Genomic DNA, 13,963 nt, shown 5'->3' on the forward strand with positions numbered 1-13,963 from the left:
TTATACGATTCTCCTTTATAATTCAATATTTTTAAGGAAATTGTTACTCTTAAAATGTGAAAATCTGATGAAACTTGACAATTTACAACAATATATTAGATAATGACTGTTTATTTTGCTATTCTATACGCGAAAATCAAAAAAAAAATCCCTCTACGATGAGAGGGATTTTTTCTTATAATATAATCGCAATTAATCCGCCAGATCCTTCATTAATAATTCTTTCTAGCGTTTCTTTTAATTTATATCTTGCATTTTCTGGCATTAAAGATAGTTTCGCTTGAATGCCTTCTCGAACAATAGAGCTAAGCGAACGTCCGAATATATCAGAATTCCAAATTGATAATGGGTCATCTTCAAAATCCTGCATTAAATAACGAACTAATTCTTCACTTTGCTTTTCAGTACCAATAATTGGCTCAAACGTTGACTCCACATCTACTTTAATCATATGAATAGACGGAGCTACAGCTTTTAGTTTCACACCAAACCTTGAACCGTGACGAATAATTTCTGGCTCATCTAAGCTCATGTCAGCTAACGCAGGCGCTGCTACACCATATCCTGTTTGCTTTACCATACGCAGGGCATCCGCCACTTGATCGTATTCTATTTTCGCATGAGATAAATCGAGCATAAGCTTTAATAAATGATCTTTCCCTCGAATTTCTACTCCTACTACTTCTTTTAAAATTTGATCATATAATTCATCTGGTGCATATAAATCAATCTCTGCTACACCTTGCCCCATATCAATGCCAGCTAAGCTCGCTCGATCAATAAATTCATACTGACTAAACTGCCAAACGACACGGTCCACATCACGAAGACGTTTTATATCCTTCACAGTCTCTTGAACAGCTTCTTGATAACTTTGGCGCAACCAATGCCCTTCATTTAACACCATCACCCAGCTCGGAAGGTTAACATTCACTTCTAAAACCGGGAACTCAAATAAAGCCTCTCGAAGCACATTGTACACATCTGTTTCCCTTAAACTTTCTACACTCATCGCAATGACTGGGATATCATATTCTTCAGATAAACTTTGGCGCAATTGCTCTGTATCTGGATGATACGGCTGTACAGTGTTAATGATCATAATGAAAGGTTTTCCGACTTCTTTTAACTCATTTACTACGCGTTCTTCTGCCTCTATATAATCTCTTCTTGGAATTTCACCAATCGTTCCATCTGTTGTAATTACAACACCAATTGTGGAATGTTCTTGAATTACTTTACGTGTTCCGATTTCTGCAGCTTCATGGAATGGAATAGGTTCTTCATACCAAGGAGTATTAATCATGCGCGGGCCATTCTCATCTTCATAGCCTTTTGCTCCTGGAACCGTATATCCAACGCAATCTACCAATCGAATATTCACTTCAAGACCTTCATCTACTTCGATAGAAACCGCTTGGTTTGGAACAAACTTCGGTTCCGTCGTCATGATTGTACGACCAGCAGCACTTTGAGGCAGTTCATCCTGCGCCCTTTGACGGTCAGACTCATTCTCAATATTAGGAATAACTACAAGTTCCATAAATTTTTTAATAAATGTTGATTTCCCTGTTCGAACAGCTCCTACAACTCCAAAATAAATATCACCGCCTGTGCGTTCCGCAATATCTTTAAAAATATCTACCTTTTCCAAGTGATTCCCTCCCTCAATATTTTTGGGAATAATTCCACATTTATAGTCAACTAATACCTTCTCTAACGTTGCCTATAATATCTGATATAATATAATGGTATTCTAGAAGTTCGGACAATATATCATATAATTTTGTCCAATTTCATATGACTATTAAAAAATACCTTTTGTTTGCATCGCAAGTTGTGTAACATAAAAAACCTTTCTTCTAGAACTTATTCACTAAAAGAAAGGTTCATGACTTATGATTTTAAAAAAATTGGTTCTCCATTCTTTACCGTATACGGTAAAGAATACGCAGGTACAAATGGAGAATCTTTCGAAAGTATATTCCGAATATCTTCCCCTTCCTTAAATTGCCCTTCATTTTTTTTCAACGCTTCATATAAGTCGATTCGATAATCAACATAAATTTCTCCCTTTTCATTGATTACAAAAGGAAGCCCTTTACCAGAATACGGACTTGTCACTTGCGGCACATCTTTATATCCTAGTTTTTTGAAATCTAATTCATATACACCATCTGAAATTACCTTTTTAAAAGGCGGATATTGATGTTCATCCCGATACATCCTAAGCTTTAATGATAATTCCTGGATTTGTTCAGCCATCCTAACATCAATTAACTTTACTGTCGGGTTTGTTTCAACGTCTATTAATACGTATTGGTATACTCCTCCGCTTTCATACGCATTTCCTGGCGCTTCCTGTATGTAACGCGGAGCAATCTTTTGAAAATCGATTGGATACTTTTGATAAATAGGCGTACTCATATCCCGCGTCTTAATTGGCAATATCCCCTCATTTTGCCCCTTAAATGTCACTACAGCTTTTTGAACAACCTGTATCTGATCTTCATAAGGAACGGCATTTTGTTTCATATTTTCTTTCGGATACAGACATCCTGTTAAAAGGCTCATACAACAAAATATTAAAATAATATGGACTTTTTTCACTAGCAATCACCTTTTCATACTAATATAACTTGCTCCGTATGTAGCATTTTCGAGACCATTCCCTTTACTGCTGTACAGGTCCACTAAATACAACAAGAAAAATAACAATTCCTGACACAATCATAAGGGTGTACGCTACTAACGCTGTAATCCCTTTCAAAAATTTATTCTTTATTTTGTATCTACTTAGTAAAATAAAACTTACTGCAAAAAACATAAATCCAATTGCTCCTAAAGCAAACCACATTTTTATGAGCCCTTCTGACATATACACACCCCTTTTTATTAATCTATTTTTATACTATTTTAACAAATTAAAATCTTTAAACAAATACAAAAAGAACATTTTACTACAAATTAAGAATATATAACTTTAATCAACAGGTTTTTTCGCATCTTCCACTAATCTAAATAAAAATAAAACCGAAGCGAGTGTATCTCTCGCTTCGGTTGACCAAATATGCCCAAAACAGCTCTATTCCCATACTTTCATGACTATCATATGCAATCTACAAACTCTTTGTTTCTTATATCTTATTTTTTAAACATTTTGCTTAACGAACCAAAATCAGCGGGCATATTATTGTTAATAATCGCTTTTACAATTTGATCCTCTTGTTCTTTCGGCACTTCACGTCCTGCCATAAGAGCCACTTGATGAATCAATTGACGAAGCACAGTTTCATCACGTAAATTCGCATTCTGTACAGATGATGCTAATTTAAAAATATCTTCTTTATTCACTTTCGCTTCTTTTTCAATGTTATTAAAAATGTTATTATCCATTCTTTTCACCCTCTCCTCAAGTTACTCTTCATCCTATGCAAAATTAAAAAAATGGTGAAAAGACCCATAAAAATAAAAAGCGACAGAAGTACAAATGTACTTCTGTCGCTTTTCTTTAAAGTAAGTCAGGTATAGCTTCCACTTCATGTTTTCGAACACGTCCCATTAATGAGCCTACTGCATCTTTCACATTATTCCCATTGAATAGCACGTCATATAAAGCAGCTGTAATCGGCATTTCAACTTCCATTTTCTCTGCTAATTCGTGAGCAGCTTTCGTTGTTCTTACACCTTCTACAACCATACCCATGCTTTCTAACACCTCTTCTAAAGAGTGTCCTTTTCCAAGCATATTTCCAGCGCGCCAATTTCGGCTATGAACACTTGTACAAGTTACAATTAAGTCTCCCATACCAGTTAGACCAGCAAACGTTAATGGATTTCCGCCCATTTTTCTTCCTAAACGAGCAATCTCCGTTAAACCACGTGTCATTAATGCCGCTTTCGCATTATCACCTAATCCAAGTCCATCAGTTATCCCAGCAGCTAATGCGATAATATTTTTTAACGCACCACCAAGCTCAACTCCAACGATATCTGGATTTGTGTATACACGGAAGTAACTATTCATAAACAAATCTTGTACTTCCTCAGCCGCTTCCATACGCTTTGCTGCAGACGTAACAGTTGTCGCTTGACGTAAACCAACTTCTTCAGCATGACTCGGTCCAGATAGTACAACAACATCTTTAATCAAGTCCTCTGGAATTTCTTCCTCAATCACTTCCGAAATACGTTTTGATGTACCAGGTTCAATCCCTTTACTTGCATGAATCCAAGTAGTCGGACCTGCTACATATTTCTTCATATCTTGTAATACCTCTCTATACGCTTTCGTTGGTACTACAAGAAGTACTACATTTACATCTACTAATGCTTCTTCTAAAGAAGAGTAGGCTGCGATTGTGCTTGGCAATGTAATTCCTGGAAGGTATCGACTATTCTCATGTGTTGTATTAATCTCATCCATAAGTTCAGAACGATTTCCCCAAATACGTACATCATGTCCATTGTCAGCTAATACCATCGCTAACGCTGTTCCCCAGCTACCTGCTCCAACTACTGTGATTTTTGTCATAAAATCACATCCTCTCCATTAGTCTCTTGCTCTAGCGATAATGTGAATCGGCGTTCCTACAAAACCGAACGCTTCACGTAAACGATTCTTTAAGAAGCGCTCATATGAAAAGTGCATTAATTCTGTATCGTTTACAAATATAACAAATGTAGGTGGTTTTACCGCAACCTGTGTCGCATAGAAGATTTTCAGACGGCTACCATTATGAGTTGGTGTTGGATTCATCGCTACCGCATCCATAATTACATCATTTAATACGTTCGTTTGAATACGGATACTATGGCTTTCATTTACTTCATTAATAACTGGTAATAATGTTTGTGTACGTTTTTTCGTTTTCGCAGATAAGAATACAATCGGCGCGTACTCTAAAAATTGGAAATGAGCACGGATGTTTTCTTCAAATGCTTTCATTGTTTTTTCATCTTTTTTCACTGCATCCCATTTGTTTACGACGATAATAACAGCACGTCCTGAATCATGAGCATATCCAGCAATTTTTTTATCCTGTTCAATAATTCCTTCTTCTCCGTCTAAAACGACTAAAACAACGTCAGAACGTTCAATCGCTCTAAGTGCACGAAGTACACTATACTTTTCTGTGCTTTCGTATACTTTCCCTTTTTTACGCATACCAGCTGTATCGATGATTACATAATCTTGACCATCTTTACTATATGGTGTATCAACAGCATCACGTGTCGTTCCCGCTATATTACTTACAATTACACGTTCTTGACCAAGAAGTGCATTTACAAGTGATGATTTCCCTACATTTGGACGTCCAATTAAAGAGAAACGGATTGTTTCATCATCATACGCTTCTTCTTCAATCTTTGGAAAATGATTTGCAGCTTCATCTAACAAATCACCAAGTCCTAAACCGTGTGTACCTGAAATCGGGAATGGCTCGCCAAATCCTAATGCATAAAAATCATAAATATCACTACGCATTTCTGGATTATCAACCTTATTTACCGCAAGTACAATTGGTTTTTTAGAACGATATAAAATTTTAGCAACTTCTTCATCTGCTGCAGTTACACCATCGCGACCATTCGTCATAAAAATGATAACATCTGCTTCATCAATCGCTACTTCCGCTTGTTGACGAATTTGTGTCAAGAACGGCTCGTCTCCAATATCAATTCCACCTGTATCAATAATGTTAAATTCATGATTTAACCATTCTCCAGCACTATAAATACGGTCTCGCGTTATACCTGGTATATCTTCTACGATTGAAACTCTTTCTCCAACAATTCTATTGAAAATAGTAGATTTTCCTACGTTCGGGCGGCCTACTATTGCTATTACTGGTTTCGGCATATACTTTCATCCTTTCAACTTGCTTCTGTTTATTATGTAAAAAACCCTTCTTTGTGCAAGAAGGGATTTGCATTCCAGAATATTTCTAAGCGTATCAAAACACCTCACATTATACCACACGTTACTAATGTTTCACAATAATATATACATTCTCTTGTAAGCGATGCGCAATACCATCTAAAATTGCCTCTAAATTATTTGCAACAAATTCTAACTCATCTGTCGATTCACAAGTAAACAAAGGGGCACCACCAGCAAATTTCTCCGGCGTTGTTGTAATAACCGCGAGAATTACACTTTCTAACATCATCTTTTATCTCCCCTTCCTTTCGGGGCTTCCGATGACATATGAACAGCACTTTCTAACGTCGGCACATTCCCTATGACACCTATCGCTTTCTCTGCATCTTGATCTTGTGGCAAGACAAAAATCCCAACCCTACCATCTTCTAAATCACGCTTTGCTAGCGGCACAAGCGCTGGCGTACCAGAATCTCTATAAATCCCTAAAGCAACAGAAACATCATGTAAAATAGCTTGTCGTTGTCCTAAGTTTGAGATTGTCACCATCGCATCAATTGTTTTCGGCCTTAAAATAAAGCCCATTCCATATTTCATAATTTCCTCTTGCCTTGCTGGTAATCCAATATTCATAATGTAAATATTATCAATATACAGCCCCGCTCCTTCAAAACGAAGTGGAACATGCTCGATATCAACAAGATCATGTAACCTTCTGCCAGACATTAATTTTTTCGCGATAATAAATGCGATTATAGCCATAATTACTCCAGCAATCCATGAATGGAATCCTATATACGCAAACGTCGTTGCAAACGACGTTAACATCGCCAAATAGTTTCGACTTTCAAAAACTAATGCAATCCCTTCAATATATGTATTTCCACGCGGTACGAGCTCATATCCATCTAATTGTTGAAGGGTATTTCTTTCCATATTACGCACATCACGAAACTGTGTTGCTGCTAATGTAAGAAATGTAATAGCAGAAAAATCTTTTTTCAAAATTGACGGAATTGCAATCGCTCCTAAAGCCGCTGCAATTAACCCCATCGCAACGTGAATAATTTTCCCGTGGAGCCTCGTCGGATATTGACGCGTATCTGTCCGGAGCATTAGCACTCTCGTTACTGTCCCCGCTATTACTCCGCATAAAATGGCCGGTGTATATTCAGTCATGTATTACCCTCGCCTTTCTTTTACGTGATTTCCTCTTGAACTGTTCCATGTATACTGATGCTTTTGCAATCCAAAACAAAATTGCCATGAAAAATGTAGTAACGGCGACGATATCAAAAAACGCTAAACTTCCGTAATCATAAGGGAAATGTAGTTTTCGAAAAATAAGTGTCACTAACAATTCCCCCTGTAACATTCCTATATAAAGAGAACATAATCGTAATATGCGATCCTCATGCAATAAAACCGATGCATACACAAGAGCACCACTTACCAAAAACAACCTGTCCACCACAATCCAAATCGGATCATATACTTCTAACAAATGAAAACTTGTATATAACATTGCAATAATAAGTGCCGAAAGTAAGCTATATAATTTTTTCCAAATAGAATATAGTGCGCTTCCTATAAAAGCAACAATACAAAGCAAAAGTGCATTTACTGATACCGTGAATGAAGCAATCGTTACATGTAACGGAGAGCAAATAATAAAAATCAATATACAAACGCTTATCTTCCACCGCATAGAGTCCTTTTTCATAAAAAAAGTTACAACAATCCACCCTATCCAAGCTAAAAAATAAAAAGTACTCCCTTCCATCATTTCACCTCCTATGTTTTCCATTATGGGAACTTTTTATGAAAGTTAATCCACTTTCTTCGCGCATAGTTTTTTCATATAACAGCAACACTTTTAATAAGGAGGTGCTATTCATTATGGGTAAAGATCGTCAAGAACGAAAACTAAGAGAATCACGACGCGTTGAATCTGATCGTGACCAATCACTACAATATCCGGGTGCAACTGGACTGGATACACCAGAGCAAGCCCGAAAACAAAATCAGCACTAATGAACACAAAAAGACGGTTTCGATATTGTACGAAACCGTCTTTTACATAATTATTTTAATGATTTTTACTTATATCAAAATAACATTTAACATCCGAATTTTTCTATGGTTTATTTTTATCTCCACCTATTTTTCCTTCGCGAAATTAAACCCTCCCCAATAATTCAGTAGCAAACTATCTACATTTTCCAGCCTCTTTTTCAGTCGCAACTTGCACAAGATAGTGTTTATATAGGAATAATTTTATTTTGATAGAATATCAATTCCATTCCTCACTTTATATTGCTAAAACGAACAAAAAAACAAAAAAATCAACCAAACGGTTGATTTTTTTATCTTCTACTATAATGCGTCGTATCAACACCACGCTGCGTTAACCAATGATACGTTTCGCCCTTTACAACAAGAGGTACAGCCTGTAACTCTTCTATCGTCTTTGCACCAAGAGCTGTCATAATAAATTTCAAATCTGTATGTAAAAGATCAATTTCATCCACTAACTTCTCGATACCATCTTGCATTAAAATACGTAAAAAGTATCCAGCAAACGCAGTTGTATTCGCCCCTAATGCGATTGCTTTCGCTACGTCAAGCGCTGTTTGTATACCCCCAGATGCAATAAAAGAGAGGTTATTATTTGTAGAGGTTGCTTCAATAATCGAGGTTGCTGTTTGTATGCCCCAGTTATTAAAATAAGAAAGCATTCGCTGTCTTCTTTCATTTTCAACAGCAGCAAAATTTGTACCACCTTGTCCACCAATATCAATTGCCGTTACACCTATGCTCGCTAGCTGTTGTATTGTTTCCTTACTCATCCCAAATCCAACTTCTTTCACAATGACAGGAACTTTACTATTTAATACAATTTTCTCAATGCGCTGAAGTACACCAGTAAAGTCACGGTCTCCTTCTGGCATCGTTAACTCTTGTATGACATTTAAATGAATTTGCAATGCATTCGCTTCAATCATATCAACGGCACGCTCTGCTTGTTCGATAGTTGCCTCACTACCTAAATTAGCAAAGAAAATACCATTTGGATTTACCTTTCTGATAATCGTATAAGAAGCAGCCTCACTTTCATCTTTTAACGCCGCCATTTGCGACCCTACAGCCATAGCAAGATTATGATGTTTCGCTACATATGCTAATTGCTCATTAATATGTAACGTTTTCTCTCCCCCACCACCAGTCATCGCATTGATAAAAATCGGCGAACTTAGTGAAAGTTCGCCGATTTTTGTTTCACATGTTATTGTGTCATAACTTGAATTTGGCAATCCTTGATGCACAAAATCAATATCATGAAATCCATGCGTACGAGACTGACCAGTAGAAAGAGCGTATTCAATATGATCTAATTTACGTTTTGCCCTTACCACTTGTACCCCTCTTTATTTCTTTAATTTTTTCAGTTGTTCACCAATAATATCACTTAATTGGAAAGTAGCAGAATCAGCATTTGGTTCATACTGACTGTAATCCTCAATTACATTATTTTCCTCAAGCGTTTCTTTTATACTTAAAGAAATACGTTTCTCTGCAACATGGACTTCAAGCACTTTCACTTTTACTTCTTGTCCCATTTCCAATACTTCATTTGGATTTTTCACGTGACGATTTGCAATTTGAGATACATGCACAAGACCTTCAACGCCAGGTAAAATTTCAACGAATGCACCGAATGTAACAAGACGTTTTACTACTCCCTCACGAATATCTCCAGCTTTTATTTCGCCAGCAACATTCTCCCAAGGTCCTGGCTGAGCTGCTTTAATTGATAAAGAAATACGTTGTGTATCAGCATCAACAGATAATACCTTTACCTTTACCTTTTGACCTTGCTCTAATACTTCAGAAGGTTGCTCTACACGTTCGTGTGAAATTTGTGAAATATGAACTAAACCGTCCACACCACCAACGTTAACGAAAGCACCAAAATCCGTTAATCGTTGCACTGTTCCTTCAACAACGTCTCCTTCTTTTAATGAAGAAATCGCTTCTTTTTTCTTAGAATCTAGTTCTAATTCTACTACTGCTTTATGCGAAAGGATTACACGATTTTTTTCGCGGTCTAATTCAACAATTTTCACGGCTAATGTTTTGCCTTTATAGTCAGTAAAATCTTCTACATAATGTACTTCTACAAGTGAAGCTGGGATAAAACCACGAACACCAAGGTCCACAACTAATCCACCATTCACGATATCTTTTACAGTAACATCAAACACATGACCAGAAGTAAATTTATCTTGTAATTCTACCCATGCTTTTTCTGCATCAACAGCACGTTTAGATAAGACAAGATCATCTTCTTCTAATTTAATAATTTTTAATTCTAGTATTTGATCTAATTCTACAACATCGCTTGCTTTTTCAATATGAACGTTAGCTAATTCACTAATTGGAATTACGCCATCTGTTTTGTATCCAACATTTACAAGCACTTGTTTCTCTTCAACTTTCGTTACAGAACCTGTAACAACGTCACCAACTTGTAATTCTTTTGAATCCATAACTTCTTCATTCATTTTCTCTACCATGGAAATACCTCCCTACAGAATTGACAAAGCATTTTTTATGTATATACGAAATGAAAACATATGTTTTCATTTGCATGTTTAAGAATTTATCATCACATACTCAGTTTTCATACATTTCACTAGAAAATATATTAAACCTATATAAATAGTATACAGCAAAATCATCTTGAAGAAAGTATGTTTTGAAATATAATAGCGAATATATTCTGAAAGTTTTATCCTTCTTTTACTAACTTCTTACAAATCCGAGCATTTGTCAAGGAAAGAGACTCACAATTCACGCATCCTTTACATTTCTATATAAACAAAAAAAGAAAGAGGTTATCCCCTTTCTTTATTTCGCAAACACTCCTGAAACAATACTCATAATTTTTTGGACAACTTCTTCAATTGATAAAGAAGTTGTATCTAATTCCAATGCATCATCAGCTTTCTTTAGAGGAGAAACCTCGCGTTCTGAATCTAATTTATCACGCTGAGCAATTTCTTTTTTTAACTGCTCTAAATTAGAATCGAAACCTTTATTTATATTTTCTAAATGTCTTCTTTCTGCTCTTTCTTCAACAGAAGCAAGCATAAAGATCTTCACTTCAGCATCTGGTAACACATGTGTACCAATATCACGGCCATCCATTACAACGCCGCCTTTTTCCGCTAACTCTTGTTGACGACGTACCATTTCTTCACGAACAAGGCGATGTTTCGCCACAATAGATACTCGATTCGTCACCTCAGGTGTACGAATTACTTCAGAAACATCTTGTCCATTTAAAAATACAAGTTGTGTATTTTCTCCTTGCTGAAACTCAATATTTACATTCTTTACAACTTCCATTAACTTCTCTTCATTTTCAATGTCCACTTTTTGTTCAAGGGCTGCATATGTAATCGTGCGGTACATTGCGCCTGTATCAATATAAACGTAAGAAAGTTTCTTTGCCACAACTTTTGCAACCGTACTTTTTCCAGCAGCTGCTGGACCATCTATAGCAATTGAAATTCGTTTATCCATTGTAACACCTCATTTTTTCACTTATAAAACAAAACGAAAAGCAGGTATTCTCCTGCTTCTTCTCATTTGCTTCACGTCATTAAATCCTCAATTATTGTAGCATAATCCTTCATAGAAGAAAATGAAAACTACCTATTCACCTGTAAGATTTCTGCTTTGTTTTTTACCATGACACCTTCATAATAAACAATTTTAGATAAATATTTCACTGATGACTTATGTATAAATAACAATTGCACAACAGAAAGACAAATGAATTGTATTACTAATATACGAATAAAAATTTTCTCCATCTTTTTCAATGTAATTGCCCCCTCCTATCCTACATTTACACATTTCGTTTCGTGATTTTATACATCGTATATATAGCAGCTAACTTTATTGTCATTTTCGAGGCATACTTTTATACATTTCCATTGTCGAATTTACTCAAAACATGTTATGTTCTAAATGTATTTTTCAACTTGAAAGGGGTATAAGCATTGAAAAGAATCCTAGTTTTACACACAGGTGGAACAATTGCAATGGAGGAAGATAAAGAAACTGGGGTCGTACAGCCAGGTGAAAAAAATCCTCTTTTAAAATTTATTCCTGATTTAGAAGGCGATGTTGATTTAATCGTTGAAGACGTGTTCCATCTACCATCTCCTCATATGACACCGAGCGAAATGTTACAATTACAAGTCATCATTGATGAAAAAGTAAAACAAGACAACATTCATGGCGTAGTCATTACGCATGGTACGGATACATTAGAAGAAACAGCCTATTTCTTAGATTTAACAGTGCAAGCAACTATTCCAATCGTTGTAACAGGTGCAATGCGTTCTAGTAATGAATTAGGTGCTGATGGTCTATATAACTTCTTATCGGCTGTAAAAGTAGCTAGCTGTAGTGAAGCTGCTGAAAAAGGTGTTTTAGTCGTATTAAACGACGAAATCCATTGCGCTACAAATGTAACGAAAACACATACAAGTAACGTGGCAACATTCCAGAGTCCACAGTATGGACCAATTGGTATGGTAACAAAGCGCGGCGTTGTATTCCATCACGCTTTAGTACACCATGAAACATATTCAGTAAATAAGGTTTCTAAAAACGTAGTTGTTCTAAAAGCATACGCTGGTATGGACGATACATTGTTAGCAGCAATTGAAAACCTTCCAGTAGACGGGATTGTTATTGAAGCACTTGGACAAGGTAATTTACCTCCAAGAACACTTCCTAGTCTAGAACGATTAATCGACAAAGGAATCCCTGTCGTATTAGTTTCTCGCTGTTTCAATGGCATCGTGCAAGATGTATATTCATATGAAGGTGGCGGCAAACAATTAAAAGATATGGGTATTGTATTCACATACGGTTTAAATGCTCAAAAAGCACGTATTAAATTATTAGTTGCATTAGAGAATACAAATTCTCATGAAACAATCCAAAATATGTTTATGCACAATTAAAAAGAAGCTGTCGAAGTTTATTTCGACAGCTTCTTTTTATATTTCCCTTGACGCAATGGTTTGCGCAATCGCATCCCCATGAAATCGACCGTTCTCAATAAATATTTCATTCGCATTATTTCCAGCAGCAATTACACCTGCAATGAAAATATTTTCAGCGTTCGTTTCCATTGTATCCTCTGCATAAATCGGACGTCCTGTTTCTACATCAATCCGAACACCCATCTTCGTTAAGAAACTATGATCAGGATGGTAACCAGTCATCGCAAATACAAAATCATTTTGGATTGTATATGCCTCATCATCGACTGTAAACGTTAATGTATGCTCAGTAATTTCTTTCACGTGAGCCCTGAAATGCATTTGAATTGTGCCGCTTCGTACTAACGCCTCAAACTCCGGCAAAATCCACGGCTTAATGCTTGGTGAATACTCACTTCCGCGATATAAAACCGTTACACGCGCACCGGTTTTAACAAGTTCTAACGCGGCATCTATACTCGAGTTTTTCCCACCTATAACTACTACATCTCGATCAAAATAAGGATGTCCCTCTTTAAAATAGTGAGCTACTTTCTTCAGTTCCTCGCCGGGAACATTCATATAATTTGGATTGTCATAATATCCAGTTGCTACAACAACATATTTCGCTATATATATTTCTGTACTTCCGTCACGCTTTGTTGTCTCAACATGAAAAACTTCTCCATCTTTTTGTACTTTCTCCACTCGCTCAAAAGCATTTACACGTACAGATTTACGCTTTACTACTTCACGATAATACGCAAGCGCTTGATTTCGAACTGGCTTACGATTTTCTGTAATAAAAGCTACATCACCAATTTCTAATTTTTCACTAGAAGAGAAAAATGTTTGATGAGTTGGATAATTATAAATCGCATTTACAATGTTTCCTTTTTCAATTACTAACGGATTTATCCCTACCTTTTGCAACGAAATTGCTGCTGCTAATCCGCACGGACCGCCTCCAATTATGATAGCTGTTTCTTTCTGCATACTCAGCTCACTCCTA

16 protein-coding genes are annotated in these 13,963 nt (G+C 36.2%); 2 read left to right on the top strand and 14 right to left on the bottom strand.

Annotation, left to right across the window (positions count from 1 at the left end; all coding sequences use genetic code 11):
• Positions 1 to 175: 175 nt before the first annotated feature.
• The 9 genes from spoIVA to JDS99_RS08390 form a co-directional block, all read right to left on the bottom strand.
• Complete coding sequence (gene spoIVA / locus JDS99_RS08350; RefSeq protein ID WP_000416519.1) at positions 176 to 1,654, bottom strand: stage IV sporulation protein A; 1,479 nt, start codon at positions 1,652 to 1,654, stop codon at positions 176 to 178.
• A gap of 242 nt (positions 1,655 to 1,896) precedes the next feature.
• Positions 1,897 to 2,610, bottom strand: coding sequence for a hypothetical protein (locus tag JDS99_RS08355; protein ID WP_199694922.1), 714 nt, complete (start codon positions 2,608 to 2,610; stop codon positions 1,897 to 1,899).
• Positions 2,611 to 2,674: 64 nt separating this feature from the next.
• Complete coding sequence (locus tag JDS99_RS08360; RefSeq protein WP_001288995.1) at positions 2,675 to 2,878, bottom strand: DUF2768 domain-containing protein; 204 nt, start codon at positions 2,876 to 2,878, stop codon at positions 2,675 to 2,677.
• 266 nt (positions 2,879 to 3,144) lie between these two features.
• Positions 3,145 to 3,396 (bottom strand): stage VI sporulation protein F, encoded by a 252-nt coding sequence (locus JDS99_RS08365; RefSeq protein ID WP_000369753.1) that lies wholly within the window; start codon positions 3,394 to 3,396, stop codon positions 3,145 to 3,147.
• A 115-nt stretch (positions 3,397 to 3,511) separates the two neighbouring features.
• Positions 3,512 to 4,534 carry an NAD(P)H-dependent glycerol-3-phosphate dehydrogenase gene (locus tag JDS99_RS08370; protein WP_088062692.1) on the bottom strand — a complete coding sequence of 341 codons (1,023 nt, stop codon included), beginning with the start codon at positions 4,532 to 4,534 and terminating at the stop codon, positions 3,512 to 3,514.
• 18 nt (positions 4,535 to 4,552) lie between these two features.
• A complete protein-coding gene (gene der, locus JDS99_RS08375) occupies positions 4,553 to 5,863 on the bottom strand; it encodes a ribosome biogenesis GTPase Der (protein WP_001125888.1) in 1,311 nt (436 codons plus the stop codon).
• Positions 5,864 to 5,987: 124 nt separating this feature from the next.
• Entirely contained in the window at positions 5,988 to 6,173 is a 186-nt protein-coding gene (locus tag JDS99_RS08380) for a capping complex subunit for YIEGIA (RefSeq protein WP_000979052.1), read from the bottom strand.
• Positions 6,170 to 7,063, bottom strand: a complete 894-nt coding sequence (locus JDS99_RS08385) for a YIEGIA family protein (protein WP_000141603.1) — start codon at positions 7,061 to 7,063, stop codon at positions 6,170 to 6,172. Before JDS99_RS08385 ends, JDS99_RS08380 begins: the two co-directional genes overlap by 4 nt.
• Entirely contained in the window at positions 7,056 to 7,667 is a 612-nt protein-coding gene (locus JDS99_RS08390) for a YphA family membrane protein (protein WP_199694929.1), read from the bottom strand. The genes JDS99_RS08385 and JDS99_RS08390 overlap by 8 nt, the downstream gene beginning before the upstream one ends.
• 116 nt (positions 7,668 to 7,783) lie before the next feature.
• Between JDS99_RS08390 and JDS99_RS08395 the strand changes: the two genes are divergently transcribed.
• Positions 7,784 to 7,918 (top strand): YpzI family protein, encoded by a 135-nt coding sequence (locus tag JDS99_RS08395; RefSeq protein WP_000513900.1) that lies wholly within the window; start codon positions 7,784 to 7,786, stop codon positions 7,916 to 7,918.
• Positions 7,919 to 8,250: 332 nt separating this feature from the next.
• Here the strand turns inward: JDS99_RS08395 and JDS99_RS08400 are convergent, their stop codons facing one another.
• From JDS99_RS08400 to JDS99_RS08415, 4 genes are all read right to left on the bottom strand, one after another.
• Positions 8,251 to 9,300, bottom strand: a complete 1,050-nt coding sequence (locus tag JDS99_RS08400) for a type 2 isopentenyl-diphosphate Delta-isomerase (protein ID WP_199694923.1) — start codon at positions 9,298 to 9,300, stop codon at positions 8,251 to 8,253.
• A 12-nt stretch (positions 9,301 to 9,312) separates the two neighbouring features.
• Complete coding sequence (gene rpsA / locus JDS99_RS08405) at positions 9,313 to 10,461, bottom strand: 30S ribosomal protein S1 (RefSeq protein ID WP_087985538.1); 1,149 nt, start codon at positions 10,459 to 10,461, stop codon at positions 9,313 to 9,315.
• Positions 10,462 to 10,795: 334 nt separating this feature from the next.
• Positions 10,796 to 11,473: a (d)CMP kinase gene (gene cmk / locus JDS99_RS08410; protein WP_000361262.1), complete on the bottom strand. Its 678-nt coding sequence runs from the start codon at positions 11,471 to 11,473 to the stop codon at positions 10,796 to 10,798.
• Positions 11,474 to 11,601: 128 nt separating this feature from the next.
• A complete protein-coding gene (locus tag JDS99_RS08415; protein WP_000738047.1) occupies positions 11,602 to 11,775 on the bottom strand; it encodes a YpfB family protein in 174 nt (57 codons plus the stop codon).
• Positions 11,776 to 11,955: 180 nt separating this feature from the next.
• Here JDS99_RS08415 and ansA point away from each other — a divergent pair, with 180 nt between their 5' ends.
• Entirely contained in the window at positions 11,956 to 12,930 is a 975-nt protein-coding gene (gene ansA / locus JDS99_RS08420; RefSeq protein ID WP_087985537.1) for an asparaginase, read from the top strand.
• Between the two features lie 36 nt (positions 12,931 to 12,966).
• On the opposite strand, the gene JDS99_RS08425 is transcribed toward ansA, so the two are convergent.
• Positions 12,967 to 13,947, bottom strand: coding sequence for a YpdA family putative bacillithiol disulfide reductase (locus tag JDS99_RS08425; RefSeq protein WP_088608749.1), 981 nt, complete (start codon positions 13,945 to 13,947; stop codon positions 12,967 to 12,969).
• Between the last annotated feature and the right edge of the window lie 16 nt (positions 13,948 to 13,963).

It is taken from the genome of Bacillus cereus group sp. N6, assembly GCF_016483705.1.
Taxonomy (GTDB): Bacteria; Bacillota; Bacilli; order Bacillales; family Bacillaceae_G; genus Bacillus_A; species Bacillus_A wiedmannii.

Bases quoted from the DNA above. Each gene is read 5' to 3' on its own strand.
- der (WP_001125888.1), bottom strand. From the start codon at position 5,863: ATGCCGAAACCAGTAATAGCAATAGTAGGCCGCCCGAACGTAGGAAAA.
- JDS99_RS08390 (WP_199694929.1), bottom strand. From the start codon at position 7,667: ATGGAAGGGAGTACTTTTTATTTTTTAGCTTGGATAGGGTGGATTGTT.
- JDS99_RS08385 (WP_000141603.1), bottom strand. From the start codon at position 7,063: ATGACTGAATATACACCGGCCATTTTATGCGGAGTAATAGCGGGGACA.
- JDS99_RS08360 (WP_001288995.1), bottom strand. From the start codon at position 2,878: ATGTCAGAAGGGCTCATAAAAATGTGGTTTGCTTTAGGAGCAATTGGA.
- rpsA (WP_087985538.1), bottom strand. From the start codon at position 10,461: ATGGTAGAGAAAATGAATGAAGAAGTTATGGATTCAAAAGAATTACAA.
- cmk (WP_000361262.1), bottom strand. From the start codon at position 11,473: ATGGATAAACGAATTTCAATTGCTATAGATGGTCCAGCAGCTGCTGGA.
- JDS99_RS08425 (WP_088608749.1), bottom strand. From the start codon at position 13,947: ATGCAGAAAGAAACAGCTATCATAATTGGAGGCGGTCCGTGCGGATTA.
- JDS99_RS08370 (WP_088062692.1), bottom strand. From the start codon at position 4,534: ATGACAAAAATCACAGTAGTTGGAGCAGGTAGCTGGGGAACAGCGTTA.
- JDS99_RS08365 (WP_000369753.1), bottom strand. From the start codon at position 3,396: ATGGATAATAACATTTTTAATAACATTGAAAAAGAAGCGAAAGTGAAT.
- JDS99_RS08380 (WP_000979052.1), bottom strand. From the start codon at position 6,173: ATGATGTTAGAAAGTGTAATTCTCGCGGTTATTACAACAACGCCGGAG.
- JDS99_RS08395 (WP_000513900.1), top strand. From the start codon at position 7,784: ATGGGTAAAGATCGTCAAGAACGAAAACTAAGAGAATCACGACGCGTT.